The sequence below is a fragment of the Paenibacillus nanensis genome, from assembly GCF_003583765.1.
GTDB classification, from domain to species: domain Bacteria; phylum Bacillota; class Bacilli; order Paenibacillales; family Paenibacillaceae; genus Pristimantibacillus; species Pristimantibacillus nanensis.
In genome coordinates, this window is the sequence record NZ_QXQA01000005.1 from 97,317 (window position 1) to 122,461 (window position 25,145).

Sequence of the window (25,145 nt, forward strand, 5' to 3'; positions counted from 1 at the left end):
TTATATCGATTACCTGAGCCAAAAGCCATGTTGAAAATGTGACGATTCCGGCGTTTTTCCTAGATTGTGAAAAGGAAAGCCCGTATGAATCGGCGCGATTGCGGCCGGCTTCATACGGACTTCGGGTCATCATCTGGATTATGATTTCGCAAGCGTTTCGCTGACGGCGATCGCCTTATCGACAAAGGACTCGATTTCCTCTCTTGTCTTGCGAAGCTTGCTCACGAATCGGATCAGCTCCTGCCCTTGACGGAACGCGATAAAGCTCGGAATGCCAAGGATGTTCAGCTCGGAGCAAAGATCAGGAAGCTCGTCGCGGTCAATCTCGAAAAACCTCGCGCGCCCTTCATATTGCTTCTCCAGGTCCGGCATAAACGGATTGATGAAATGGCAATCCTTGCACCAGGTTGTTTTGAATACCGCAATGGTTAAGTTCTCGCTTGCGACCGCATCGCGGAATGCGGCGTCGGTAGTCAATTTGTTCATGCTGCCATCTCCTATCCCTTCAAGTTAAAACGACTACAGCTCACGCTCAATCGTCAACGTTTTGTAATCCTCGTACAGCTCCGTCCATTCGATCTCCGCGCCCAGCGTCTCCGCCAGCCTGCGCGCAGGCACGTAAGTCGTCCCGTCGATGACGATCACCGTCGTCGGCCAGATCTCGTTCTGCCCGTTGACTTTCACGGCGTCGCTGCCTGAAGTAAAGACGATCGTCGTGTCGGTCGGCTGATCATAAAGCGTGATTTGCTTTGTTTTGGCATCATAGGTGACCTCCGCGCCGAACGCGTCCGCTATGTCTCGAACAGCCGCTACTGTAATATAACCTGGCATAACAATCGGTTCATTATAATACATGAATGAATCATAGGTTTGACGCGTAATATGCAGCTTGTTTTTAAGAAGGTCGTATAAGTCCGAATCTTCTTCGATGAGACTAATAAATTGGTAGCCCTGCTCGATTTGCTCCAGCGGCTGCGCGTTCTCCGTTACAACCGGTTTATCCGCCGCGACGGCACCGTTCACATTCCACTGTTCATTATCCGTTTTAAGCGAGAGGCTCGTAAACGGAAGCATCAGCTCTTCCGCCGCCTGTTCGTCAGGGGAATAAGACAGCTCGAACTGCTGCTTCCGGATGTCCAGCTTATGGTCGATATACACGGTCGCGTTCAGCTGCAGCGCTTCGCCGAATATGAGCTTCAGCGACTCCTGATCCTCTTCCTCCATGTAGTCCAGCTCGTCTTTCACATCGGCAAGGCCTTCTGCGATGGCATCGGCTGTCTCCGCCGCAACCTCGTCGATTGTCGGGGCATCCAGCACGCCGTCCTGAATCGGATCCATCTCGCCAACCGCATCCCAAAGCCCCGGCTGCGACTCGAGTAACTCTAATATACCCTTAACCGCCGTTTCCAAGCCGTCGCGGTCTGCGATCAAAGCGTCGACATACTGGCGAATCCAAGCCCAGAGCGCCTCGCCGTCCATCGCGAACTCCACTTTCATCAACTGCGTGTCTACGCCGCCGATCGGGTATGTACCCGGCGTTATTTTCAGATCCTTCGGATTAGGAAGGTTGTTAATTCCGTACTCGCCGATAATATCCAGCATATCGTGGCCGATCTTCGTCATCGCTTCTTCGCTGACCGCAGGCTCCTCCTGCTCCGTCTCTTCAAGCCCGTATTGCTCCATCATCGTTTTGCCTGTCAGGTCGAAAGTGAACGGCTCTTTGGCGCCATCCAGCTCAATCACGAGCGTATTTTCGTCCGTTTGCATCGCGAAGCCGATCTTCGTATCTTGATTCTCGCCAAGGACCAAGCTGCCCGTCATCGACATTCGGGTCGCATCCTGCACCTTCGTTTCATGAAGCTCCAGCTTCATACGCGAAAGCAGCTTCAGCAGCTCAAGCTCCTCTTCGTCCTCGCTGAACTCGGCTAACGCTTCCTCATTCAACGCCAATTGGAATTCATAAGTGCTTTTGCTTTCGCTTGCCGTTACAGCCAGCGAGTTTTTAATCGTTTGGTTGAAATCAATACCGCCTGCCGACTGACAGCCTGCCGCAATAAGCAGCATCATCGCAAGCAAGAACAGACCAAGCCTTCTCACCTTTACCTTCTTCATCCGCTAACTCTCCCCTTCGTTCCCAATGGAATAGCAGATTTATTGTACTAGGAGATTCTTCTATTGTAAATGATTGGCGTGTAAAAGATTGGAGAGGACCTATTCGGACGATTAGCCGAACAAAAAAGCCTCCGCAAGTCCATATGGCTTGTGAAGGCTGAGGGCTTATTTTTTATACGGCAGCCCCTCGTTGAAACACGCGGAGCAGCTTGTTGATCGGCCCTCTAAGCGGCCTTGGGAATGAAGCGACATCCTCTGGGGTGACGACCCGGAACGCTAGAAGCAGTGCTGCATAAAGCCCGCCTACGACAATTGCCGCGGCTGCTGCCGCCACAAGGTAGGACAGCTTGTCAGGCCAGCCTTCCGTTACGGCCAGCAAGCTGTATTCCGCACCCCACCCGGCAAGCGCAGAGACCGCCACAGCGGCCAAATACGGCAGCCAGCGTCTACCGAGAACAACCAGCTTCACTTCTTTGTTGATATTGTGAAGATTTTGGAAGGTTACGGCTGCAAAACAGATGGTCGATGCGATGATTAATCCGTAAATGCCAAGGAACGGCGCTAGCGCCACGCTGAATACGACCTTCAAGAGAAGTCCGATAATCGTATGCCGCATGGAGAGCCTTGGTTTCCCCATGCCGTACAGGATCGAGTTGGACGTCATCATTGTGATTTGCAATATGGTAGCCGCTGACATCGCGGCGACAGCGCCGCTGCCGCTAGGCCCAACAAAGATTAGCCCCGTAATCGAATAAGCGGCGACGGTAAGAAGCAGCGCGAATGGAACGCCGGTGAAGCAAACGATTCGCATGACAAGCGAGGCTTGCCGCTTCACCTCATCCATCTTTTTAAGCGAATACGCCGATGAGATGACCGGGATGATGGACGAGCTTAACGCGATCGCCAGTATCGGAGGAATGCCTGCCAGGGATACGGTTTTTAGGCCGTAATCCGCGAGCTCCAGCGTCGCTTGCGCTTCCGTATAGAACCGCTCGGTCAGCCGCATAAAAAACGTCACGTCAAACAGATTGATGAAATTGATCGCAATCGATGTAATGAGTGCCGGTATGGACATGCGCATAATTTCTTTATAAATCGCGCGGTAACGCAAATCTTTGTTCGTTTTCCGGTAAGGGCTTGGTCGGGACGGCATGAACGCCGCCGAAGCCTCCGCATTATAAGAACGGACGGAGCCGGCATCCTGCCGCTTCAGCTTGCGCGCGAAACGGAGCATAACCGTAAAAGCCGCGATTCCGCCAAACACGCTGCCGAATGTAATGGCGGCTGCCGCCCAACGGTCCCCCCAGCCAAGCTCGAGCACGAGCCAGCCCAGGAGCAGACCCAAAATCACTCGCACAAATTGCTCGACAATTTGCGACGTTCCGCCTGCGGACATCATCTGACGGCCTTGGAAGTAACCTCGCATCATCGCGATAAGCGGGAAAAACAATAGCGCAGGCGCGATCGCCCGCACCGCAAGCGCAACGCCGGGCTTATGGACAATGATCTCATAGACAGGAGCAAGCGCAAATAAGGCGATTGCGAGCACAAGGCCCGCAACCGCTCCAAACAGCAGGCCGGCGCGGTATACATGCTGGGCTTCATCCGGTCTGCCCAGCGCGTAGCGCTCCGATACCATCTTGCTGATGGCGCTTGGGAAGCCCGCTGTCGCAATCATCAAGACGATCATATAGATCTGATTGGCGGCGGAGAAGGCGATATTCCCTTCGTCTCCAAGCATATAGTCGGTCGGGATACGCTGGAATAGCCCGAGAAATCGGGCTACCAGCGCTGCGGCAGCTAATATTAGCGTGCCTTTTATAAGGGAATCTTTCTTTAACGTGGACAAGTTGCGGACGACTCCTTACTTTTTGCCTTTAATCGGCTCAAGCGGCTTATGGTTACCTCGTACCGGAGCAGCCGCGTTGGATGGCGCTGCCCAGCGGACGCCGTTCTGAATAACCTGCAAAATTTGCGGATTGTAATAAGTCGGATACGTCTCGTGGCCCGGACGGAAGTAGAAAATCTTGCCTTGTCCCCGGCTGAACGTGCAGCCGCTGCGGAACACCTCGCCGCCCTCGAACCAGCTGACAAAGATCAATTCGTCAGGCGCAGGGATGTCGAAGTGCTCGCCGTACATCTCTTCCTGCTCCAGCGTAATGTACTCTGGAAGGCCTGCAGCGATCGGATGGGCCGGATTGACAACCCAGATGCGCTCCTTCTCGTCCGCCTCGCGCCATTTCAGATCGCAGCCCGTTCCCATCAGCTTTTTGAATATTTTCGAGAAATGGCCCGAATGAAGCACGATTAAACCCATACCGTTCAGAACGCGCTGCTGCACGCGCTCGACGATCGCGTCGTCCACTTTGTCATGCCCCATATGGCCCCACCAGATCAGCACGTCCGTATTGTTCAGACGCTCCTCGGTAAGTCCATGCTCCGGCTCCTCCAGCGTAGCTGTCGCCACTTCGATGTCGCCTGCCGCAATGCCTTTTGCCAGTGCGTTATGAATGCCGTCCGGATAAACCGCCTTTACTTCCTCATGTACTTTTTCATGCAAAAACTCGTTCCACACCGTTACTTTCACCATTGTGTTCTACCGCCTTTGTTTGTGTTTGATTTTTAGAATACAAGCCATAGTATGAACAATACTATCATAACGGATTGCAAAATAATTTTCACGACCACGCTGGTAAACAATCCCACGAGCGAGCCCCAGCCTACTTTCAAGGACTTCTCGAAGCTTGCGCCGGTCAGCATCTCGCCAATGACCGCCCCCGCGAAAGGGCCGATAATAAGTCCGAAGGCGGGAATAACAAAAGGTCCCGCGATCAAGCCGATCGTGCTGCCCCAGACGGAAGCCTTCGTGCCTCCGAATCGTTTGACGCCCCAGGCGCTTACCGCATAATCCGCGATAAACAAAACAATAAATATGATCGTCTGCAAGATCCAGAAGAAAATGTCGAATTCGCCGAACGAAAAAAACCATCCGTATACGAAAAACGCTAAATAAATCGCGACTGCTCCCGGCAAAACCGGATAGACGGTGCCCGCCATTCCGATAACGAACAAGAGCACAACAAGCGTCCATCCTACAATATCCAAGGTCAAATCCATAGCAGCTATTCCCCTTCAGGCTACAAATTGCCGTTCCTTACTCTGTCTGCAGCACATATCGTTTAATGATTTCCGCCACGCCATGCTCGTCGTTCGTAAGCGTTACGACGTCCGCCGCCTGCTTCACCGCGTCTTGAGCGTTGCCCATCGCGACGCCGAGGCCCGCTTCGCGAATAGCGGCAATATCGTTCAGGCTGTCTCCCGCCGCTACGACCTGCGACATTTCGATCCCCATCCACTCGCATAGATCCCTAAGCGCGCTTGCTTTCGAGACGCCCTGCGGGTTCAGCTCGATATTATTCGGCGAGGAATTGCTGATCTCAAGCGCGCCCCAGCTCTGCGCCTCGGCGAGAATCATCTCAAGCGCGCTTCGATCCTCGGTGTAATAGCCGAATTTCAGCCAATGGTACGAGTCATAGCTGGCGGATTCGTCGATCCAGCGTTCTTTGTTATAGATCGCCTCCGTCGTATAAGCCCAGTACCATACTTCCGGATAGGTTTTCGCAAGCTCATAAAGCCGCTGGACATAGTAGGAGCTGAGCTCCGTCCGTTTGTACAGCACATGCGGCTTTGTCCAGATCTCCCCGCCATTAACCGTAATCATCGGCGTATCGAGGTTTAATTGCTCCGCATAAGGCAGGGCGCTGACAAACCCTCTTCCCGTGGAGAAGCTGACGGTTACCCCCGCATCCATGGCACGCTTTATCCACTCGGCATTCTCGGAGCTGATTTCGCTCTGCTCGTTAAGAAGCGTTCCATCCATATCGAGCGCAAGCAGTTTGTATTTCGTCATGCAGTTCTGACTCCTTCCCGGTTCCTAAACATACAGCTTATTTTAACACAATTTAGCCGGAAACCATACGAATCTGAATTTCTGCTTACAGCAATTGGTAAGTAACGACGTTCGGTAATACGAAGCAGCGAAAAAGCCGTTTCCGACATCCGCGATGACGGATGCAAAAACGGCTCGATCTTTATTGGTTACCGCTAGCGCTTTTAGCGGGTTTCCGAAACGGCTAGCGAACGCATGCGCAGCTTGCGGACAACTAATCCTTGCGTAGGCGAGAACAGGAAAGCGGCGAGGAACAGCAAGCCTGCCGCGCATACGATACAGCCCGCAATCGAAGCGTCCAGCCATATCGAAGCCGAATAGCCGATGAACGTGCTGACAATGCCGGCTGCAATGCTTAAAGCGATCATCGTCCCGAGCTTTTCGGTCAATAGATACGCCGTTGAGGCCGGTACAATAAGCATCCCGACGACCAGAATGGCGCCGACGCTCTCGAAGGAGCTGACTGTCGCCATCGATACAAGCCCCATAAGCAGATAATGGAAAAACGCGACCGGAATACCGATGGCCGCCGCGAGCGCCGGGTCGAACGAACAGATTTTGAATTGCTTATAAAATAATCCGATGATCAAAGAGATGACGAGAAGCGTGACGCCAAGCAGCCAGACAGCCTTCGGTCCCAAGCTCATCCCGCCGATTTCCCATAAATTCCAATGCACGAATGCAATTTCTCCGTATAGGATCGCGTCCTGGTCCAGATGCACTTGCCTTGCAAACAAGCTGACGAGAATAACGCCGATCGCGAATAAGGCTGTAAACACCACGCCTATCGACGCGTCGGATTGGATGCCGCTCCGCTGGAACAAGCCGATCAGAAGCACGGTGATCAACCCGAACACCAGCGCGGCGAACATCATTAACATCGAATCCCTGGAGCCGCTAATGAGAAAAGCGATAACGATTCCCGGCATAACGGAGTGGCTGATCGCGTCCCCGATCATGGCCATTTTGCGCAGGACTAGGAAAACGCCGACGATTCCGCAGCAAGCGGCTACTAACGAGCCCGTTAACAAGATCCAAAAGTCGCTCATCCCGCCGCCTCCCCTTTCATGCGCTCCGCGCGCAGCTCGTTCTCCAGCAAAAAGCGTTTTTTGACGCGGGCGCTCATGAAGCGTTTGGCAACAATCCCCCGCTTGGGCCCAAACAGCACGGACACGATAAAAAAGAAGGTTGCTGCGAGCACCGTCACAGGTCCTGTCGGCATGCTGGAGACGGAGGAGCTGATCCACGTGCCGAGCGCCCCGCTTAACGCGCCGAATAACCCCGATAATGCGATCATGGCGCTTAAGCTGTTCGTCCAATACCTCGCCGATACCGCCGGCGCTATAAGCATCGCGGAGATCAGGACGACTCCAACAGCCTGAATGCCTGCCACTACCGCGATAACCATTAACAGCATGAGCAGCTGCTCCAGCAAAGCGACGGGATATCCGATTCCCCGGGCGAAGCCGGGATCGAAGGAGATCAGCTTAAATTGCTTGAACAGCAGCGTGCAAATGGTCACTAGCAAAATGCTGATGAGCGACATCGTGACGACATCGGAGCCTACCATTGCGGCCGCTTGCCCGAACAAAAATTTATCCAGGCCGGATTGATTCCCGTAATCGCCATGCTGGATAAAGGTGAGAAGCACAATGCCCAATCCGAAAAAGGTCGTAAGTATAATGCCGAGCGCGGCATCCTGCTTCAGCTTGGAATGTCTTGTTAAATACCCGATGCCGAAGGTCGCGATCATCCCCGCTATACCTGCGCCAACCAGGAAGACGCCGATCGACTTCACCCCGGTCAGCATAAAAGCGATACAAATGCCGGGCAAAGCCGCATGCGCCAGCGTATCGCCGACTAAGCTTTGCTTGCGAAGATAGGAGAAGCTGCCGATGACGCCGCTGCTTAGGCCAAGAAGCATGCAGCCCAGCAAGATCCAGCGCATGTTCGGGTCGGAAAGCATAGCCGTTATATTATTCATGGCCGCTCTCCCCTTTCGGCACCGCTATTCCGGCGCCTTCTCCGGTTAAGCTGCTGTCCAGAAACGCAAGCCGACCGCCGTACGTGCGCTGAAGCTGCTCTCTCGTAAACGTATCTTTTGTCGGCCCGAATGCCTGAAGCTCCACGTTCAGCAGCAGCACGGAGTCGAAATATTGCTGGACGGTCGCGAGGTCGTGGTGGACGACGATAACGGTTTTCCCTTGCTTCTTCAGCTCCTGGAGCAGCGTAATGATCGCCTTCTCCGTCGCGGCGTCGACGCCCGCGAACGGTTCATCCATGAAATACAGCTTCGCGTTCTGGGCGAGCGCCCTCGCCAAAAATACGCGCTGCTGCTGGCCTCCTGACAGCTGGCTGATCTGCCGGTCCGCGAAATCGCCCATGCCGACCTTCTCCAAGCATTCAAGCGCCAGCGCCTTATCCTTCGCCTTCGGCCGACCGAACCATCCGAGTCTGCCGTATGTTCCCATCAGCACAACATCAAGGGCGTTCGTCGGAAAATCCCAATCCACGGATTCCCGCTGGGGCACATAACCGATCAGCTTGCGCTGCTCCTTGCAAGGCTTGCCGTATACCAGCACTTCGCCCCCGATGGTAGGAATAAGACCAAGCGCCGCTTTGATCATGGTCGACTTCCCTGCCCCGTTCGGACCGATCACGCCGATCAGCTCCCCTTCTTTCACCTCAAAGGAAACGTTGCGAAGCACGGGCTTTTTCTGGTAAGCGGCGCTTAACCCGCTGACGGAGAGAGGGGGCTTATTCCCCTGCTCCTTGTATAGATTGCTAGCTGCATGACTCATATCCGCTCATCCCTTCGCGTTATTCGGAACAGCTATTTCAACGACTTTACAATCGTATCGACGTTATGTCTAACCATGCCGAGGTACGTTCCTTCTTCCGTACCCGCGTCTCCCATCGCGTCCGAGAACAGCTGTCCGCCAATTTTCACCTCATGCCCGAGCTCGCGCGCGCCTTCAATGACGGATTCAATCGATTTCGTGGATACGCTCGATTCAACAAATACGGCCTTGATGCCGTTCTCCACCAGAAAATCGCGCAGCTCGCTTACATCCTTCGACCCGTATTCCGACATCGTGTTGATTCCCTGCAAGCCCTTAACCTCAATGCCGTACGCCCTGCCGAAGTAGCCGAAGGCGTCATGCGCGGTAACTAATATTCTGCTATTCGCCGGTATTGCCGCAATTTGCTCCTTGGCGTACGCGTCCAGCTCCTCCATCTTCTTCAGATACGCTTCGGCGTTTGCTTGATACTGATCCGCATGTGCGGGATCCTTCTCCGCAAGTGTATCTCGGATCACCTCCACCGCGGACATCCACAGCTTGACGTCGAACCAAATATGCGGGTCATGCGTTGCTCCGCCTGCTGCCGACGGGTCAGTAATCAATTGCTCCTCCTTTAAGTAAGACGCAACCGCAACAACGGGCTTTGATTTTTCCATCTGCTCGAAAATTTCGCCCATCTTGCCTTCGAGATGAAGACCGTTATAAAAAATGACATCGGCGTCATCGAGCTTTCTCACATCGCCCTGCGACGCTTTGTACAAATGGGGATCGATGCCAGGGCCCATTAGGCCCGTCACTTCCACAAATTCTCCGCCAACCTCCGAGACAGCATCCGCGATCATGCCGGTTGTTGCGGTAATTCTCAGCTTCCCGCCCGCTTCCGGATTTCGCGCCGTCCCTCCGCACCCAGCGAGCGTAGACACTGCCAAAGAAAGAAACAATAGCGTCATCATCAACCTTTTTAACGCGGAATTGGCCCGCTTCCCTTTTCGCACTTTATACGCCTCCCATTTTCAACTTTTGCATCGGTCAACCTATTTTAGATCAACGCCTCTTTTTTAATATTATACAAAAAAGTTTCTATAGTGCAACATTTCTTTTTGACGCCGCCCTTTTTCCTGCAAAATGCGGTGATTTAAGCGGGCCGCACGTGTCTAATTGTTCAAACGCTGACAGTAACGAGCCGATAACGACGCCTCACGCAACTAATTGTTCAGTCGCTGACAGTAACGAGCCAATAACGACGCCTCACGCAACTAATTGTTCAGTCGCTGACAGTAACGAGCCAATAACGACGCCACACGCAACTAAATGATCAAACGCTGCTAGTGACGAGCCAATAACGACGCCTCACGTAACTAATTGTTCAAACGCTGACAGTAACGAGCCAATAACGACGCCACACGCAACTAAATGATCAAACGCTGCTAGTGACGAGCCAATAACGACGCTTCACGTAACTAATTGTTCAAACGCTGACAGTAACGAGCCAATAACGACGCCTCACGCAACTAATTGTTCAGTCGCTGACAGTAACGAGCCAATAAGAACTTTACACGCAACTAATCGTTCAAACACTAGCGGTAACGAGGCGTAAACAAAAAAGCTGCCCATGACGACATGTCATGGACAGCTTCAGCTTGAGTGCTGCGCGTGCTTATTGAGCTCCTGTATTCGTTTGATTCGGACCAGTCGGAGTGGCCGAATTTTCTGTTCCTGTGCCGGTCGAGCCCGGCGGGGTGCCTTCTGTTCCTGACTCCAGGGATTTCTTAAGCGCCGTATTCGGCGTGCCGGTAAGCCCGATCTCCGCGTCGTACGCGTCAAAGATTTGTCGTGCAATCGGTGCCGCGCCGAAGCTGCCGAAGCCGCCGTCCGGCACGACAACCGCAACGGCCAGCTTCGGTTTGTCGGCAGGCGCGTACGCGATAAATACCGCGTTATTTGCCATTTTTCCGCCCGCGACCGTCTGCTCAGAGGTCCCCGTCTTCCGATTGAAGCTGTGCTGGAAGCCTTCGAAGCCCTGCACTTTAACTTGAGACATACCGGCTTCGATTTCCTCCCAATATTCTACCGGAAAGTCAACCGTATTGAGCACTTCCGGCTTAAAGCTTTGGACCACATTGCCGTCGGAATCTTTAATTTCATTTACAAATTGAGGCTTCATTCTTTTGCCTCTATTCGCAAGCATAGTGGCATACTGTGCAAGCTGAAGAGTCGTATAACGGCCCTGCTGGCCAAACGATGCAAATACAAGCGCAGATTGCATACTATCTCGTTCTGCTGAATTGAAATAATCGATAACGCCCAGTACCTCACCAGGGAGCCCGCTTTCCGTCGAAACGCCGAGACCAAATTGCTTCATGTAGCTGTCCCAAATCTCGACGGCAGACTTACCGTTTACCGTGCCGCGCGCAACCAGCTTGTTGCCGACCATAGCGGCCATGAACGGGTTAGAGGAATTAGCGATAGCTCCCGCACCGTCGATGCTGCCGAATACTTTGCCCTCCGAGTTGCCGATTCTCCTTTGGTAGCCTTCTTTACCAAAGTAGAAGGCGCCCGTATCTTTATACCGAGTTGTTGTTGAAAACAGCTTCTCGTTAAGTCCAATCAAAACGGATAATGGCTTCACCGTCGAACCAAGCGGAACGATGGAGGATGGATGTTTTGGCCGCTCTTCATCTGAATACGGTCCGTACACCGTCCGGATCGTGCCGTTCGACAGCACATGTCCGAAGTTTTTATAGTCTTCGGCGCTGATGCTGCCGCCGGCCCAAATATTCGGATCATAATCCGGCATGCTCGCCATCGCGACGACCTTGCCAGTATCCACTTCCATCGCCACAGCGAAGCCTGTCTGCGCGTCTGGCGCGTATTCGTAACGGTTCTTGGACGTACGAATTTTTTCCAGATGCTTCATGATCGCTTCTTCCGTTTTCAACTGCACGTCCTTGTCGATCGTAAGATACAAGTTCGCGCCCTTCTCCGGATTCGTTATACGCATCGGGCCGATAATATGCTCCTTGTTATTGACCGGATACGACTTCAAGCCGTTTTTACCGCGGAGCACATCCTGATACATAAATTCAAGGCCGTCGAGTCCAACCTCTTCCTCTTCCAAATATTGAAGAGTTGGATCTTCTTCTCCCATTTTGGCCTTATAAAACTCATTATCCAGCCGCACGCCCTTGTACTTCTTCAAGTAACCGACGAGCTGTACGGCGATCGAATTTTTATCATAGTTACGGACGCTTTCCTCCATAATCTCGATACCGGTGAAATCCGACCGGTTCTCCATAAAGTAAGCGACCTCCGCATTCGTTAAGCCCGACTTAATCCGTCTTGGCACAGACAATACGTTTCGCGAAAAATTCAAGTCCATTTGAAACAAAATATCGTCTACCGTCATTACTTTGTCCGAATCTCCGTACTCCTTGAAGATCTCCGCAAGCTTTACGGCCGTTTCCCTTGCTGCTTCATCATAAGACTTCGACTTCGTTGAAGGCTGAAGGCTGTAATAGAGCGACTGCGTCGAAGTCGAATACGCAATCGGATAGCCCTCCGCGTCATATATATTGCCTCGAATCGGAGGGATCTGATCATTCCGCGTGCTGATCGTGACGCCTTTTGCATTAAGCGCAGGCCCCTCAACAAACTGCAACACAGCCAATCTGACGATTAGCATACTGAATAACGCAAATGTTATAAAGAAAAAAAAGTTCAGACGGAACGAGAAATTCCGCCGGTTATCAATCTCCCGCTTTTGCGGATCGTCCTGCATGCCGTTCACTCCCCACCCATGCAGGCTTTAAGCCTGCAGCCTAACTTTTTTCTTTTGCTTGATCGATAAAGGTCTGAATGACGCCTTCCAGCTGAAGCGTAATAAACGGCGATCCGTGCAGCGATACCTGCACCTCGCTCGAGCCGACTTCACCCTTCAGTTCTATGCTGTCCGATTTAACGGTATACGTGCCGTCATCATTTAAGGTATATTCCGCTTCCGCCGCGTCGCCAACCATCGCGCTGATCGCTTCTTCCTTGACGTTATCCATCACTTTGGTCCCGATTTCCTTCACGTCGTCAAGCGAATAACCGCTGTACAGCACCAAGCCGATGACAACAATCGCAACGATCGCCCATTTCATAACTGTCTTTACAATCCGGACAACGATGAGCAATACAATAAGTCCGATCGCAAGGACCAGCCAATTATCCTTCAAAAATGTCGTCCACGTCTCCGTGTCATACGACGTAAAATCCAAAAAATCCATGATGTACCCCTCCATTATATCTCCTTCTGCGTCCTATTATCAAACATTATAGCCTAGTAAAGATAGGCCGTAAACGTTCACTTCCAAGTCAGGAAGGTATATCCTGTCCCATTCCCACGTACTAGTAATAATAACCTCTAGCGCAGCAAATTAAAGGTTGAATGATTGCATTAAGAGGTTGGATCTATCGCCCGTTAGAATTGTACGTTCGAGGTATGCTCGATAGCCTGTAATTCTGAAGTGGACATGGTAAAAGCTGGGAGGATCGCCTGTGAGAACCGCCGTTTGGCTCTATTTATTTCTATTTGTCGCTTTTTTTGATTTGCATGCGCAATATCCGATTTTAACGCCTTTTGCGATCTCGATCGGCGCGGCGCCTTCCTTCATCGGCTTAATGATGGGGATGTACTCCATTACGCATCTGCCCGGCAACCTTATTGCCGGTTATGGCGTGGACCGGTTCGGAAGCCGCTTGTTTATCGTGTTCAGCTTGCTTGCGGCAGGTATCGTGCTGCTCTTCCAATCTCATGTGACCGATCCGTGGCAATTGCTTCTATTACGCTCAATCAGCGGCTTCGTTCTCGCCTTTCTCTCTCCCGCTTGTCTCGCCCTGCTCGCGAGGCTTACGGATGACCGCGTCCAGCAGGGCAAGCTGATGGCGGGCAACGGTCTCGTTCATACGCTTGCGTCGGTCGTTTCTCCCGCGGCCGGCGCCTATCTCGTAGCCAAAATCGGCTTTGGCGTCGCCTTTACCCTGCTGGGTTGGGTTCTTGTCGTAACCGCTTTATGCGCGCTCTTCTTCATCAAGGACATTAACCGTAAGCTGGATCGGAACCCGATCAAAGATGCCGCTGCGCAGCCCCTGCAGCCTGTCCAATCCGAGCCTGCGAAAACGGTCCCTTGGACGGTCTTCCTGCTGCCGGTCGGCTTGAGCTGCGCCCAAGGTATTTTATCATTCGAGCTGCCCCTGCTCGCAAAAAACGAGGAAGCCATGATGACGACAGGCCTTTTGTTTTCGGTCATCAGCATTGGCGCCTTAATTACGCTGAGCATGATGTTTCTGAACCGGATTCCTTCTTATTTCCGAACGGCGCTCGGATCCGTCTGTTTGGCCATCCTCTACTTCGGCATTGCGGCCGGTGTTCCGCTCCCTCTGCCCGTTATGCTGCTTGGCATCGGAATGATGAAAGGAATCGTGCTCCCGGCGTTATCCACGCTGCTGATCGAATTAAGCGGCGGCGCCCGCTATGGACGAACCTTCTCCATACTGGCGATCGCCTCGTCTGTCGGCGCTTTTTTGGGACCTATGCTAGCCGGTCAGCTGCGAGACTTCGTATCCCCTTACTACATCGCATTTTTGGGGTTGATGCTTGCGCTCATGTTCCTTCCGTTCTACAGGCTGCGACGGATGGCGCCAAACACCCATTTTTCATAAGAATAGGTAAGCGCACAGGGCACACATCCTCTCCGCTCATAGTATGGATAGTGTCAAATGGCTAGTGCAATCCGCCCGGTTAACCGGCGCGCAGCTGTTTGAGGTCGAATGATTTGTGAGAGGGGTGACTCCAATATGTCAGGCGTAAACTTTGCCGACAGATTCCATGGCAACAATGTGGTCGGGATCCTAGTATTGTTCATTCTGCTCGTCGTAATTGCATGCGCTGGCTTCTGGTGAGCCTTTAATTGAGATTATATTTTATAGAAGCGGCCCGCCGATGCGGGCCGTTTTATTTTTGAAGCTAGCGGTTTGGTGGTACAATACTGGTGACGGGAGGGTCATTAAGATGGAGTACGTTATTGTAGTCGAAGGAAAAAACGATAAAAGCAAGCTGCGGCGCGTATTGGACGACGGCGTAGCCATCTTCTGCACATTTGGAACGCCCGGAACCGATCAGCTGGAGAAATTGCGCAGAGAGGTCGGAGACAGAGACGTCTTTATTTTCACCGACAACGATTCCTCGGGCAAACGGATTCGAGGCATGCTGCGCGACGTGTTTCCCGATGCCGAGCATATCTATACCCGAAGAGGCTATGCGGGCGTGGAGCATACGCCGGAGGAATATTTGATCCAGCAATTAGAAAAAGCGGGACTCGACGCGCATATTGTATATCCTGCGCCGGATCCCGCTTCCATGTGGAACAAAGATGAATTTTAAAGCAGCCTGTTGATCTGCTCTACAATATAATCTGCTGTCGTCTCCTCGCCGCTGCCGTTAATCCATTTGCGAATTTGTCCTTCCTGGTCGACAAGCGTAATGACGTTGAAATGGCTGAACGATTGGCTCGCTTCATCCTTAATAACAGGAACCTCGTAGCTCTGGGCGAGCTTTATCGTAGCCTCCTCTTCGCCGCGCAGGAATCTCCAGCCGTCGAATTCAACAAACGTCCGTTCCGCGAACTCCCGGATCACCTCAGGCGTGTCCCGCTCGGGGTCGAACGTAATCGAGATAAGCTCCACTTTATCGCCAAGCTTGCCTTGCTCCCTCAGCTTCTCCTGCACTTCGGACAGCATAAAAGTGGTCGGCGGGCAGACATCCGGACAATTGGCGAAGTAGAAATAGATAATACGGACTTTGCCGTTGGTCGATTCTAATGAAACAGGATTGCCGTCAATATCATTCATTTCGAAAGCCGGCGCGGCCATCTCGACCGGCAGCGGTTCCTCTGGTTTCCAAACGTAAGTAAGTAATAAATAAATGCCCATTGCCGCGCATAAAGCGAGTACGGCAACTTTGAAGCCGTGCTTCTTCAAAAAACTCATTCCCCTTGTTTCCTCCCTCACGAATGTCTGTTTAGCCCCTTGTCGTATCAAGGATCATTGCGATAAACACAATCATCAGGTAATTGACAGAAATCAGAAAATTGACTTTAGCCCATTTCTCCGTATCCTTAGCCGATATTCCGCTAACCGTATGAATCAGCCACAGAATGCTAAGAGCAGCGGATATGATCAAAAAGTAAATGCCCGCATAATCGTACACGTATAGCAGCACTACGGTTGGAAGCAGCAGCAGCACATACGGAATCATTTGCAGCTTCGTCCGCTTGACGCCTTTTACGACAGGCAGCAGCGGAAACCCGGCTTCCCGGTATTCCTCAACGCGGCGTATCGCGAGCGACCAGAAGTGCGCAGGCTGCCATAGAAACAAGAAAGCAAATAAGATCCAAGCGCCTGCATCAACCTCGCCCGTTACGGCACAGTAGCCAATAACCGGAGGCATTGCGCCCGAAATGCCTCCGATCGACGTGCTCCACGTCGAGGAGCGCTTTAGCCACATCGTATAAATTACGATATAGGCGAACCAGCCCAGCAAGCCGAGCCAGCCGGTAATCGGATGGACGAGCAAGAACAATACGGCAATCCCGACGACTCCGAGCACGAGGCCATATGTCAAAACGGCACCAGGCTTCATTCTGCCCATCGGCAGCGTGCGATTTCTGGTGCGCTCCATCTTTTGATCCAATTCACGGTCCCAATAGTTGTTCACGACGGTGGCGGATGCCATGGTTAAGGTCGAGCCGATCAGCATCCATATCATTAGCATATAATCAAGATCCCATTTGGACGCCACCCAAAAACCGCCAAGCGCCGCAAACATATTTAGACGAAGGAGCCGCGGTTTTGTTAACGCGATCAAATCCTTAAACACAAAGCAAGCCTCCTAAGTATGCGACAAGACGCGCTGAACGCACGTCTTCCATTTCATTGATGAATCGAATCTAATCATACCGAAAAAACAAAGCGGTGACAACGTTCGCCGTCTTTGTTCAATAATTCGACACTCAAATTGTGACAATTCATTTGTATTTCTTTAGTAACCAAACGCCCGCCCAGTCAATACAATAACCATGTGGCGAACGCCTACTTGATTAAACGGATCGCGAGGGGAAGTGAAGGGATCTTATCAACGGCCGTCATAATAGCGAATACGGAAAAAAACATACGCTCTTTGAAGACTTGGTGGAGCGAAATCCTTATCTAACGAAAAAGCGGCCGCTTTAAGTCTCACTGCTTCTACATTCCCGCAGCAAGCGATTGTCCAGCCGTTTCTTACATTCCGTGCACCTCACGGAACATCTCACACGCGTGAAAGAGAGGATTAACAGCATGACGAATTATGGATTTAATCAACAGCTTCAAACACCGCACACTTACGGCTTCGGAGGCGGATATTATCCTTATGAGCTGCCTTACGACAACCAGCGGGCGGCGACGATCTCCGCTTTGCCTGCAGCCGCGGCTGCCGTAACACAGTCGGGAGGAATGGGAGGCGCATTTCAGGCAGGGCAGGTTCCTATGCAAATGGGAGCAATGGGCGGCACTTTCCAAGCGGCTCAAGCGGCTACGCCTCCGCAAATGCCAAGCGGAGCAATTACACCGGGCGGCGGCATGGCCACTACGCTCCCGGCCATTGAAGAATCCTACGTCGAAAATATTTTGCGCCTCAACCGCGGTAAGCTCGCCACATTCTACATGACCTATGAAAACAATCGCGAATGGAACGCCAAAATTTTCAAAGGAATTATTGAGGCGGCAGGCAGGGATCATATCATTATTAGCGACCCCGCAACGGGCACGCGTTTCCTTCTGCTCATGCTAAATCTTGATTACGTCACATTTGATGAGCCTATCGCTTACGAATATCCGTTCCAAGGCCAGGTTGTGACGCAATCCACACCAGTCGGCGGTTAAGCTTACGATTCCAATGTCGCTTTGGGCAACACCGGTTTGAAGGTCCATACGTGGAGCTTAGCCGTCCCCCCCGATATCCATTGCGACAGCGCGGACCAGGGAGAACGTTCGTCAAGACGTTCTTCCTTCACCCGCTCCGCTTCCTCCTCATTATCCGCGTGCCAGATTTCTACGAATAACCCAGGCTGATCCGTTCCCTCGTATAATTGGAAAGATCTCGCTTCAGCCTTCCGCAGCTCTTCCACTTTCATCCGGTAATTTTCGATTTCCCCCGGCATAATTTTATATTCCGCAAAACAAATATACATTTGGTTGGAGTCTCCTTCTCCTACATATTGATAAAGTAAACAAACTTCGTTGATACTATCCCTAATCAATACGATCAGGGAGGCATTCACGCTTTATGGATACTGGAACACATCTTGTTATGGGGATCGGACTTGGCGGACTAGCCATGATCGATCCCGTCGTTGCAGCCAGCCCGGCTGTCCACACCGCCGTCTTGCTTGGCACCGTTGTTGGCTCTCAAGCCCCGGATTTCGATAACCTTCTGCGGGTACGCGGGAATGCCTGCTATATACGAAATCACCGCGGCTTGTCCCATTCCATTCCAGCCATCCTCTTATGGACAATCGCGATTACGGGGCTGCTTCAGCTCATTTACCGCGGAAGCTTGCCTTGGCTCCATGTCGGAGCGTGGGTGCTGCTAGCCGTTGTCGTGCATGTGGGAACCGACTTATTCAATACGTACGGCACGCAAGCGATGAGGCCTTTCAATGAGAAGTGGATTTCATGGAATATTATCCATATTTTCGATCCCATCATTTTCACCTCTCATATCATAGCCATTTTACTCTGGGCGGCCGGTCTCGTAAATCCCGCCATTCTGTTTCCGGTTTTGTACCTGCTGTTAATTGTTTATTACGTATGGCGGACATATGCGGCCCGCCAAACCGTAAGCAGGCTCTCGCGACTGGATACGGAGCATCAAAAAGGGGATACGTATATCGCGATTCCGACCATCTCCTTATCGATTTGGAATATTGTCAAGCAGTCTGAAGACGGCACCTTCCACATTGGCAATTTGCGCGGCAGCTCTTTGCGTTGGCTGGATAAAGCGAAATGTTCAACGCATCCAGCCGTAGAAAAGTCCAAAAGCGACCCGGCTATCCGATCATTTCTCTATTTCACAAGCTTTGCTTGCGCGGACGTGAAAGAGCACAGCTGGGGGTATGAGGTCAGATGGTCCGATGTGCGGTACCGTCATCGGAAGCAATATCCGTTTGTCGGCGTGCTTCTGATGAATAAGCAGTACGAAACAGTCGGTTCATATGTAGGCTGGCTGAGCGAAGAGCGCTTGAACAAGCGTTTACGAATGGATACGTATTGACATTGACGAAAAGCAGCCCCTTCCTGCACAATGGAAGGGGCTTTTCATTACGGAACGGGAAAAGGTCCAAGGTTTCCCTTGGACCTCAAGCTTACGTTACAATTGTGTATAAGAAGCGATTAGCGGTTACCGCCAGATAGTTGTTGCTCAGCAATTTGTACAAGACGTTTTGTGATGTAACCACCAAGCGATCCAGCGTCGCGAGTAGATACGTTACCGTAGTAACCATCTTGAGGAATTTGAACGCCAAGCTGTTGAGCAGCTTCCATTTTCATTTGTTCCAGCGCTTGCGATGCTTGTGGGACAACTAGTTGGTTACTTCTTCTGTTCGATGCCATAGGAATTTTCTCCTTTCGTCCTCTGCACTTTGATGTGTTGCAAGCTTGCAAGGTTATTATGTGCATCTCGAACGAAACTATGCTAGCTGTGAAATAAATATTTTTAGGACCTTTATGAAATGGTGTAAGGAGAGATATGATGTCCAAATCGCTGTCGTTATTTTTCGCCACTTTATCCGTCCTGTTTATGAGCGCAACCGCGATCTCGATCAGCCATAACGGCTGGCTTGTAGCGCTGTTCGGTTTGCTATCGTTGTTCAGCATCGGCGCCGGATTTATAACAAAGGCTCGGCTTAGAAAACGCAAGGAAGCAGCCGAGCAAGCTGAAAAAGAATAATGCTGCATCACCAAAGACGGCTTCTGCTCAAGCAAAAGCCGTTTTTTTGCGCCTTTTAGCCAGGACGAATCCATCATCCTGTCCTATTGTGCGTACAAGCCGCATATGATAAGGTAAAACCAATATCGTAATAATTACTAATAAGCGGAGGATACGTGAACATGCAAAAGCTGCTGTATCGTCTTGGCACACCTGTTCTTGGAGCAGGCTGCCTGGTAATGCTTGCGCTCATCGTCGTGAACAGAAATGCTCCCGAAGCCTTGTTATCGCTCTTCAGCGCCGCAAATTTGCAATCCTTTCATATTTTGTTCGTCAGCATTTTGCTCGAAGCCTTCCCGTTTATTATGATAGGAGTCATCTTCTCGGCCCTTCTTCAAGTGTTCGTCTCCGATGAGACGATCCGCAGATTTACTCCTCGGCATCCCATTCTCGGCATCGTCTTCGGCGGACTGTTAGGCATTATCTTCCCCCTATGCGAATGCGGCATGATTCCGGTCATCCGACGGCTTATTCGGAAGGGTATGCCCGCGTATATCGGAATTGTCTATTTGCTTGCCGGTCCAATTGTAAACCCAATCGTTTTTTCATCGACCTATCTTGCCTTCCGATCAACGCCTGAGCTAGCGTACGCCCGAATGGCTTTAGGTCTTGCTGTAGCAACGGTTATAGGCTTTCTGTTGGTCAAGTTTCTGAAAGCCAGCCCGCTTATCGGCGTACATAACGAAGGTTCTCTTCATAGGGAGGGCCGTCTGCCCGTGATCAAGCGAGGCCGTTTAAATAAGTGGTCCTCGACTTTGGCGCACGCGTCTGACGAATTTTTTGATATGGGCAAATATTTAATCATCGGAGCTCTGCTCACCGCGGTCATTCAAACCGTCGTCGACCGGGGCACGATTGCCGCGTTCGCGGAACAGCCGTTATTGTCTTATCTGTTCATGATGGTTTTTGCGTTTATCCTGTCCATATGCTCGACCTCCGACGCCTTTATCGCCTCTTCCTTCGGAGGCATTTTTACATCCGGTCCGCTGCTCGCTTTTTTAGTGTTCGGCCCGATGATCGATTTGAAAAACATGCTTATGATGCTTTCGACCTTCAAGGTTAAAATCGTCCTCATCCTCATTGCGCTTGCCTTTACGCTCACACTGGCCGGGGCCGCGCTGGCGGAGGTGCTGTTATGATCCATCATTTCGTTCGCGCCGTCATACTTGCCGGTTTCGCGTTTATGATCGTATACCTGTTCCGGACAGAACAAATGACGCTTTACATTGCGCCGCGGATGGAGCTGCTCGTAAAGCTCACCGCGCTTGGCTTGTATGCGGCATCCGTATATCAGGTCTATGCCGCTTTGCAGGCGCGGCTGCGCAGGCATAACCACCCGCATACGGAAAACTGCGGCTGCGGTCAATCGCATCACAAATCCCCGTTTAAAAACGCTGTTATGTACGGATTGTTTATATTTCCATTGCTGCTCGTGTTTCTGGTTCCCGCAGGCACGCTCGGGAGCGCGCTGGCGGAAAAAAAGGGGATCAGCTTTACAGGAAGTGAAACGGTAAGCAGAAGCGTAGCGGACAACAAGCCGAGTACCGCATGGCATGATCAATCGCCCGCAACTCAGGCAGATGAGCAGCCTTCCCTTTCTCCAACACTGGAGCAATTATTTCCTTACGACGAATATACGGCGGACCACGCCAAACTCGGCATGGAGCTGTATAAGCAATCCCTAATTACAGTACCGGACAAGCAATTTATTGAAACGTTAACGACGCTTGATCTATATCGGGGCGCTCTGCTCGGCAAAGAGGTCGAGATCAGCGGCTTCGTATACCGCGAGGAGGAGATGGGAAGCGGCAAGATGGCGGTGAGCCGGTTCGCCATGAACTGCTGCTCCGCTGACGCGCTGCCTTACGGATTAATGACCTTATGGCCAAAAGCCGGTCATTACGCCGAAGACGAATGGGTGACCGTACGAGGCAAACTAACGTTAACGCAATACGGGGAAAATGAAATTATCGCGATCGAAGCCATAAAAGTCGAACGCATTCCCGCACCTGAATCCCCTTACGTATATCCTGATTTAGAATTCGGTTTATAACGAAACGAAGCGGAAACCGGACCCATGGATCCGGTATTCCGCTTCGTTTATTTCTGAGCCCGATGACGCAGCTCGCCCGTCTGCGCTAACAAAGCTTCCATATCTGCCACCGGCAGGGGCTTATGAAAGTAATAACCCTGGGCCTTATCGCAATTCAGTCGATGCAGGTGCTGCAGCTGCTCCTCCGTTTCAACGCCTTCGGCTACAATTTGCTTATTTAATTCATGTCCCATGGATACAATCGTTTTGACGATTGACAGCCCGTCACGGTCTCTTACCATGTCTGTTATAAAAGCGCGATCAATTTTTATTATTGAAATCGGCAATTGCCGAAGTACGCTTAATGAGGAGTAGCCTGTGCCAAAATCGTCGATCGCGATATGAATGCCAAGCTCGACAAGCTCGTCCAGCATCGACCGGGCGGCGTTAAGCTTGTTCACGACCATGCTTTCCGTAATTTCCAAACAAAGATAGGAGGGATGCAGCCCGCTGCTTTGCAGAATGGATTGCACGTTTTTGACGAAAAACGGCTCGTCCAGCTGCTTAGAGGATACGTTAACGGATATCATGAAGTCATCCCAGCCTTCGTCCATCCATTGTTTGCCTTGTCTGCAAGCTTCCTCGATAACCCAACGCCCAATTTCATTAATGAGTCCGATTTGCTCCGCCAGCGTAACAAAATCTCCGGGATATACGAGCCCCAATTCTTCCGACTGCCACCGAATAAGCGCTTCCGCGCCGATTAGCCTTCCGGAACGGATATCGTATTGCGGCTGATAATGAAGCACCCATTCATTTCGTTCGAGCGACCTTCTTAAGTGCTTTTCCATCCGGACATTCCGCTGCACCAGTTGCATCATATCGTCGCTGTAAAGCCGGTATTGATTGCCTCCGCTTCGCTTTGCGTTATACATGGCAATATCCGCTTTTTTGATCAAAACATCCGTTGAATCGCCGTCATAAGGATACACACTAATGCCGATGCTGCCGCCGAAGAAGAACTCCTGCCCCAGCAGCGTTATCGGGTTCTGGAAAGTTGCTAAAATCTCTTCCGCCATTCGAATGATCTCGTCATATTCATGCGTATATCGGACCAAGACGATAAACTCATCGCCGCCAAGCCTTGCGAGCAAATGCATATCAGACATCGTTTGCTGGAGCCGGTCCGACACTCGAATAAGCGCCTCATCGCCCGCTGAATGTCCAAGCGTATCGTTAATGAGCTTAAACCGGTCAAGATCGATAAGCAGAACGCCGATCAGACCCTGTTTCGGCAAAATTTCTGCAAGTGCCTTCTCAAGCGCGGTATTAAAGAAATAGCGGTTAGGCAGCTTTGTGAGCGCATCATGGTGAGCCATAAATTGGAAGGCTTGCTCTTCTTCCTTCTGTCTCGTAACATCCCGAATGATAGCCAATATCCGCCACTGCTCGCCGTCCTCTATCATTTGGGTATCCACGCTAACCAGTCTCGTCTCTTGCCGACGGTTAATGATGGCAAGCTCCCGATTCGACCAATCCTTATGCGAAAATAAACGGCTGTACTCGTTTCTGACCGAAACGTAATCCCGCTTCGGCAGAAATTCGGACAAGGGCTGATCGATCAGTTCCTTTTCATGATCAAAGCCAAAAAGCTTTACAGCTCCGGGATTGGCTTCTTTGACGACCATATTGCGGTCCATAACGACAATGGCAGCCGGCGATAAATGATAAAGCATCTCGTATTTTCTCTCGATTGGCAGAAAATCGTGTTTCATCACAATACGCAAAGAAGCGCCCCATACAGCCGCCGCCAAGTAGATGACGGAAATGGGGAACGAATATTGCTCCGGGAGACCAAAATATGCAGCGATCAAGACGGCAGCAAAAGCTTGATAAAACAAATTTGCTTTCAGCAGCACCTTGCCGCGGCTTCTCCCATTACGGTTAGTTGAATGGCTAATGGCGAAAATACTGATGAACAAATTCATTACCGAGAACCAACCAACAAGGATGCTCAAATAAGAACTGCCCTCGGCAAATACAATCTGTTTCCAGCCTGCTTCCACCTCGACCCCGCTTGCGAAAAACGATTCGCCTTTGATGACAAGGGCGGTAACGTAATACATCATCGGGACTGCTGAAATTCCAATCCACACAGGTTTAGGCAGAAGGCGGTTCATTATGGCGGCCTTTACATGCAGCAGGAAGCCCCCGCATGTCGCTAAAATCGCTGCAGGGTAAACAAAGTATACGGTAACATCAATCGTATGCCGGACTGAAAGCAGCTGTTGGATACCGTGAAAGATAAGCATAACCGCTAGCATGCCCGTCGTAAAAAAAGCCAAACGATATTCGACTTGCTTCGGATTTCGCCGAATAATAACAAGCGCGGTATCCATTAAATATTGGATCGATGCGGCGAACAGAATGATCAGCAGAACGGTCTCGTATTCATACATGTCTGGACTCACCCTTTCTGCTGTTGCTGCTTAAATGTCTGCTATGTAATGTACTGGCAAGGGATAACCGGAAGCAGGACTAAAGCACCACAAATCATCCGTTTGCCTGCTATATTTATTTCGACATTTGACGTACTAAATTGAAGAGCATCGCCTTGTGCAAGCTCTAGGAAAAATATTGAAACGTCCGACAAGAAAACCGGCTTCTCTCGATCTATAGATGGAGAGGCCGGCTCCGGCTGCCTGCCCGTTACGAGCTATACATATTCGCGGAACATATGCTGCGGTCTTGCTTGAGGAACGTATCGGTTGTTCCATGCCGCCATATTGTAGTTCGATTCATAAAGTATGCTCGCGGACCAGGAATTCGAGCTTGGTCGAACCGAGAAATCGTATAAAATTTCGCCGTGCGTCCAGTCCTTTCTATATTTAAGCGCCTCGATGGCCATTTGACGAAAGGCCTGCACTTGCTCGCGCGTAAGTCCCTTTTCGCATCCTTGAATCTTGCCGTCCTTCGTTTCAATCGGATGGTGCCTGAGGCCGAATTTGCCGACGGCGTTATTCCGGATATGGATCAATACCGTCCCTGCCGCTGCATTCGTTAGTTCTCCTTCCAATTGTCTAAATACAAAGTCTACCTGGCGGGCTAAAGATAACGAATTCACTTCCAACTTCAGTTCCTCCTCAAACCAACATGATTTTAATTCTTTCGACATATTTCCTC

The 25,145-nt window shown here is 51.3% G+C and carries 25 protein-coding genes; 7 read left to right on the forward strand and 18 right to left on the reverse strand.

What is annotated here, in order from left to right; all coding sequences use genetic code 11:
• Positions 1–138 precede the first annotated feature (138 nt).
• The 12 genes from D3P08_RS10340 to D3P08_RS10395 form a co-directional block, all read right to left on the reverse strand.
• The gene (locus D3P08_RS10340) at positions 139–486 is read right to left on the reverse strand and encodes a thioredoxin family protein (RefSeq protein WP_119599624.1); all 348 of its coding nucleotides are present in this window, start codon (positions 484–486) and stop codon (positions 139–141) included.
• A gap of 33 nt (positions 487–519) precedes the next feature.
• On the reverse strand, positions 520–2,112 hold the full coding sequence (locus D3P08_RS10345) for a copper amine oxidase N-terminal domain-containing protein (RefSeq protein ID WP_119599625.1): 1,593 nt from the start codon (positions 2,110–2,112) through the stop codon (positions 520–522).
• 172 nt (positions 2,113–2,284) lie between these two features.
• Positions 2,285–3,961: a putative polysaccharide biosynthesis protein gene (locus D3P08_RS10350; RefSeq protein WP_119599626.1), complete on the reverse strand. Its 1,677-nt coding sequence runs from the start codon at positions 3,959–3,961 to the stop codon at positions 2,285–2,287.
• Positions 3,962–3,976: 15 nt separating this feature from the next.
• Positions 3,977–4,702 (reverse strand): ThuA domain-containing protein, encoded by a 726-nt coding sequence (locus D3P08_RS10355; RefSeq protein ID WP_119599627.1) that lies wholly within the window; start codon positions 4,700–4,702, stop codon positions 3,977–3,979.
• 32 nt (positions 4,703–4,734) lie between these two features.
• Positions 4,735–5,229: a DUF456 domain-containing protein gene (locus tag D3P08_RS10360; protein ID WP_240647409.1), complete on the reverse strand. Its 495-nt coding sequence runs from the start codon at positions 5,227–5,229 to the stop codon at positions 4,735–4,737.
• Positions 5,230–5,266: 37 nt separating this feature from the next.
• Positions 5,267–6,022: a Cof-type HAD-IIB family hydrolase gene (locus D3P08_RS10365; RefSeq protein WP_119599628.1), complete on the reverse strand. Its 756-nt coding sequence runs from the start codon at positions 6,020–6,022 to the stop codon at positions 5,267–5,269.
• A 203-nt stretch (positions 6,023–6,225) separates the two neighbouring features.
• Positions 6,226–7,110 (reverse strand): metal ABC transporter permease, encoded by an 885-nt coding sequence (locus D3P08_RS10370; RefSeq protein ID WP_119599629.1) that lies wholly within the window; start codon positions 7,108–7,110, stop codon positions 6,226–6,228.
• Positions 7,107–8,045 (reverse strand): metal ABC transporter permease, encoded by a 939-nt coding sequence (locus tag D3P08_RS10375; protein ID WP_119599630.1) that lies wholly within the window; start codon positions 8,043–8,045, stop codon positions 7,107–7,109. Before D3P08_RS10375 ends, D3P08_RS10370 begins: the two co-directional genes overlap by 4 nt.
• Positions 8,038–8,862: a metal ABC transporter ATP-binding protein gene (locus D3P08_RS10380; protein ID WP_119599631.1), complete on the reverse strand. Its 825-nt coding sequence runs from the start codon at positions 8,860–8,862 to the stop codon at positions 8,038–8,040. Before D3P08_RS10380 ends, D3P08_RS10375 begins: the two co-directional genes overlap by 8 nt.
• Positions 8,863–8,894: 32 nt before the next feature.
• Positions 8,895–9,818 (reverse strand): metal ABC transporter solute-binding protein, Zn/Mn family, encoded by a 924-nt coding sequence (locus D3P08_RS10385; protein WP_147381798.1) that lies wholly within the window; start codon positions 9,816–9,818, stop codon positions 8,895–8,897.
• A gap of 704 nt (positions 9,819–10,522) precedes the next feature.
• Positions 10,523–12,643 (reverse strand): peptidoglycan D,D-transpeptidase FtsI family protein, encoded by a 2,121-nt coding sequence (locus tag D3P08_RS10390; protein WP_119599632.1) that lies wholly within the window; start codon positions 12,641–12,643, stop codon positions 10,523–10,525.
• A 40-nt stretch (positions 12,644–12,683) separates the two neighbouring features.
• Entirely contained in the window at positions 12,684–13,133 is a 450-nt protein-coding gene (locus D3P08_RS10395) for a hypothetical protein (RefSeq protein ID WP_119599794.1), read from the reverse strand.
• Between the two features lie 271 nt (positions 13,134–13,404).
• On the opposite strand from D3P08_RS10395, the gene D3P08_RS10400 reads away from it, so the two are divergent.
• Positions 13,405–14,568, forward strand: a complete 1,164-nt coding sequence (locus D3P08_RS10400; RefSeq protein WP_119599633.1) for an MFS transporter — start codon at positions 13,405–13,407, stop codon at positions 14,566–14,568.
• A gap of 349 nt (positions 14,569–14,917) precedes the next feature.
• Positions 14,918–15,289: a ribonuclease M5 gene (locus D3P08_RS10405; RefSeq protein ID WP_119599634.1), complete on the forward strand. Its 372-nt coding sequence runs from the start codon at positions 14,918–14,920 to the stop codon at positions 15,287–15,289.
• On the opposite strand, the gene D3P08_RS10410 is transcribed toward D3P08_RS10405, so the two are convergent.
• Together D3P08_RS10410 and cyoE are read right to left on the reverse strand one after the other, a co-directional pair.
• Complete coding sequence (locus D3P08_RS10410; protein WP_119599635.1) at positions 15,286–15,894, reverse strand: SCO family protein; 609 nt, start codon at positions 15,892–15,894, stop codon at positions 15,286–15,288. The genes D3P08_RS10405 and D3P08_RS10410 overlap by 4 nt on opposite strands.
• A 31-nt stretch (positions 15,895–15,925) precedes the next feature.
• Complete coding sequence (gene cyoE, locus D3P08_RS10415; RefSeq protein ID WP_119599636.1) at positions 15,926–16,783, reverse strand: heme o synthase; 858 nt, start codon at positions 16,781–16,783, stop codon at positions 15,926–15,928.
• 458 nt (positions 16,784–17,241) lie between these two features.
• Here cyoE and gerQ point away from each other — a divergent pair, with 458 nt between their 5' ends.
• Positions 17,242–17,826, forward strand: coding sequence for a spore coat protein GerQ (gerQ, locus tag D3P08_RS10420; RefSeq protein ID WP_240647410.1), 585 nt, complete (start codon positions 17,242–17,244; stop codon positions 17,824–17,826).
• A gap of 2 nt (positions 17,827–17,828) precedes the next feature.
• On the opposite strand, the gene D3P08_RS10425 is transcribed toward gerQ, so the two are convergent.
• Entirely contained in the window at positions 17,829–18,134 is a 306-nt protein-coding gene (locus D3P08_RS10425; protein ID WP_119599637.1) for a hypothetical protein, read from the reverse strand.
• Positions 18,135–18,229: 95 nt separating this feature from the next.
• Between D3P08_RS10425 and D3P08_RS10430 the strand changes: the two genes are divergently transcribed.
• Entirely contained in the window at positions 18,230–19,216 is a 987-nt protein-coding gene (locus D3P08_RS10430) for a metal-dependent hydrolase (protein ID WP_119599638.1), read from the forward strand.
• 119 nt (positions 19,217–19,335) lie between these two features.
• On the opposite strand, the gene D3P08_RS10435 is transcribed toward D3P08_RS10430, so the two are convergent.
• Positions 19,336–19,554: an alpha/beta-type small acid-soluble spore protein gene (locus tag D3P08_RS10435; protein WP_119599639.1), complete on the reverse strand. Its 219-nt coding sequence runs from the start codon at positions 19,552–19,554 to the stop codon at positions 19,336–19,338.
• 139 nt (positions 19,555–19,693) lie between these two features.
• On the opposite strand from D3P08_RS10435, the gene D3P08_RS10440 reads away from it, so the two are divergent.
• The 3 genes from D3P08_RS10440 to D3P08_RS10450 all read left to right on the forward strand — a co-directional run bounded on the left by D3P08_RS10440 (position 19,694) and on the right by D3P08_RS10450 (position 21,983).
• Entirely contained in the window at positions 19,694–19,891 is a 198-nt protein-coding gene (locus D3P08_RS10440) for a DUF5325 family protein (protein WP_119599640.1), read from the forward strand.
• A 161-nt stretch (positions 19,892–20,052) separates the two neighbouring features.
• Complete coding sequence (locus D3P08_RS10445) at positions 20,053–21,069, forward strand: permease (protein WP_119599641.1); 1,017 nt, start codon at positions 20,053–20,055, stop codon at positions 21,067–21,069.
• The gene (locus D3P08_RS10450; protein WP_119599642.1) at positions 21,066–21,983 is read left to right on the forward strand and encodes a TIGR03943 family putative permease subunit; all 918 of its coding nucleotides are present in this window, start codon (positions 21,066–21,068) and stop codon (positions 21,981–21,983) included. The genes D3P08_RS10445 and D3P08_RS10450 overlap by 4 nt, the downstream gene beginning before the upstream one ends.
• Before the next feature lie 47 nt (positions 21,984–22,030).
• On the opposite strand, the gene D3P08_RS10455 is transcribed toward D3P08_RS10450, so the two are convergent.
• Complete coding sequence (locus tag D3P08_RS10455) at positions 22,031–24,421, reverse strand: sensor domain-containing protein (protein ID WP_119599643.1); 2,391 nt, start codon at positions 24,419–24,421, stop codon at positions 22,031–22,033.
• Positions 24,422–24,678: 257 nt separating this feature from the next.
• The gene (locus tag D3P08_RS10460; RefSeq protein ID WP_338068717.1) at positions 24,679–25,086 is read right to left on the reverse strand and encodes an O-methyltransferase; all 408 of its coding nucleotides are present in this window, start codon (positions 25,084–25,086) and stop codon (positions 24,679–24,681) included.
• Between the last annotated feature and the right edge of the window lie 59 nt (positions 25,087–25,145).

Excerpts from the sequence above, each read along its gene's own strand:
- D3P08_RS10340 (WP_119599624.1), bottom strand. The coding sequence starts at position 486 with ATGAACAAATTGACTACCGACGCCGCATTCCGCGATGCGGTCGCAAGC.
- D3P08_RS10345 (WP_119599625.1), bottom strand. The coding sequence starts at position 2,112 with ATGAAGAAGGTAAAGGTGAGAAGGCTTGGTCTGTTCTTGCTTGCGATG.
- D3P08_RS10355 (WP_119599627.1), bottom strand. The coding sequence starts at position 4,702 with ATGGTGAAAGTAACGGTGTGGAACGAGTTTTTGCATGAAAAAGTACAT.
- D3P08_RS10360 (WP_240647409.1), bottom strand. The coding sequence starts at position 5,229 with ATGGATTTGACCTTGGATATTGTAGGATGGACGCTTGTTGTGCTCTTG.
- D3P08_RS10365 (WP_119599628.1), bottom strand. The coding sequence starts at position 6,022 with ATGACGAAATACAAACTGCTTGCGCTCGATATGGATGGAACGCTTCTT.
- D3P08_RS10370 (WP_119599629.1), bottom strand. The coding sequence starts at position 7,110 with ATGAGCGACTTTTGGATCTTGTTAACGGGCTCGTTAGTAGCCGCTTGC.
- D3P08_RS10375 (WP_119599630.1), bottom strand. The coding sequence starts at position 8,045 with ATGAATAATATAACGGCTATGCTTTCCGACCCGAACATGCGCTGGATC.
- D3P08_RS10380 (WP_119599631.1), bottom strand. The coding sequence starts at position 8,862 with ATGAGTCATGCAGCTAGCAATCTATACAAGGAGCAGGGGAATAAGCCC.
- D3P08_RS10385 (WP_147381798.1), bottom strand. The coding sequence starts at position 9,818 with ATGATGACGCTATTGTTTCTTTCTTTGGCAGTGTCTACGCTCGCTGGG.
- D3P08_RS10390 (WP_119599632.1), bottom strand. The coding sequence starts at position 12,643 with ATGCAGGACGATCCGCAAAAGCGGGAGATTGATAACCGGCGGAATTTC.
- D3P08_RS10395 (WP_119599794.1), bottom strand. The coding sequence starts at position 13,133 with ATGGATTTTTTGGATTTTACGTCGTATGACACGGAGACGTGGACGACA.
- D3P08_RS10405 (WP_119599634.1), top strand. The coding sequence starts at position 14,918 with ATGGAGTACGTTATTGTAGTCGAAGGAAAAAACGATAAAAGCAAGCTG.
- D3P08_RS10410 (WP_119599635.1), bottom strand. The coding sequence starts at position 15,894 with ATGAGTTTTTTGAAGAAGCACGGCTTCAAAGTTGCCGTACTCGCTTTA.
- gerQ (WP_240647410.1), top strand. The coding sequence starts at position 17,242 with ATGACGAATTATGGATTTAATCAACAGCTTCAAACACCGCACACTTAC.
- D3P08_RS10425 (WP_119599637.1), bottom strand. The coding sequence starts at position 18,134 with ATGTATATTTGTTTTGCGGAATATAAAATTATGCCGGGGGAAATCGAA.
- D3P08_RS10430 (WP_119599638.1), top strand. The coding sequence starts at position 18,230 with ATGGATACTGGAACACATCTTGTTATGGGGATCGGACTTGGCGGACTA.
- D3P08_RS10435 (WP_119599639.1), bottom strand. The coding sequence starts at position 19,554 with ATGGCATCGAACAGAAGAAGTAACCAACTAGTTGTCCCACAAGCATCG.
- D3P08_RS10440 (WP_119599640.1), top strand. The coding sequence starts at position 19,694 with ATGTCCAAATCGCTGTCGTTATTTTTCGCCACTTTATCCGTCCTGTTT.
- D3P08_RS10445 (WP_119599641.1), top strand. The coding sequence starts at position 20,053 with ATGCAAAAGCTGCTGTATCGTCTTGGCACACCTGTTCTTGGAGCAGGC.
- D3P08_RS10450 (WP_119599642.1), top strand. The coding sequence starts at position 21,066 with ATGATCCATCATTTCGTTCGCGCCGTCATACTTGCCGGTTTCGCGTTT.
- D3P08_RS10455 (WP_119599643.1), bottom strand. The coding sequence starts at position 24,421 with ATGTATGAATACGAGACCGTTCTGCTGATCATTCTGTTCGCCGCATCG.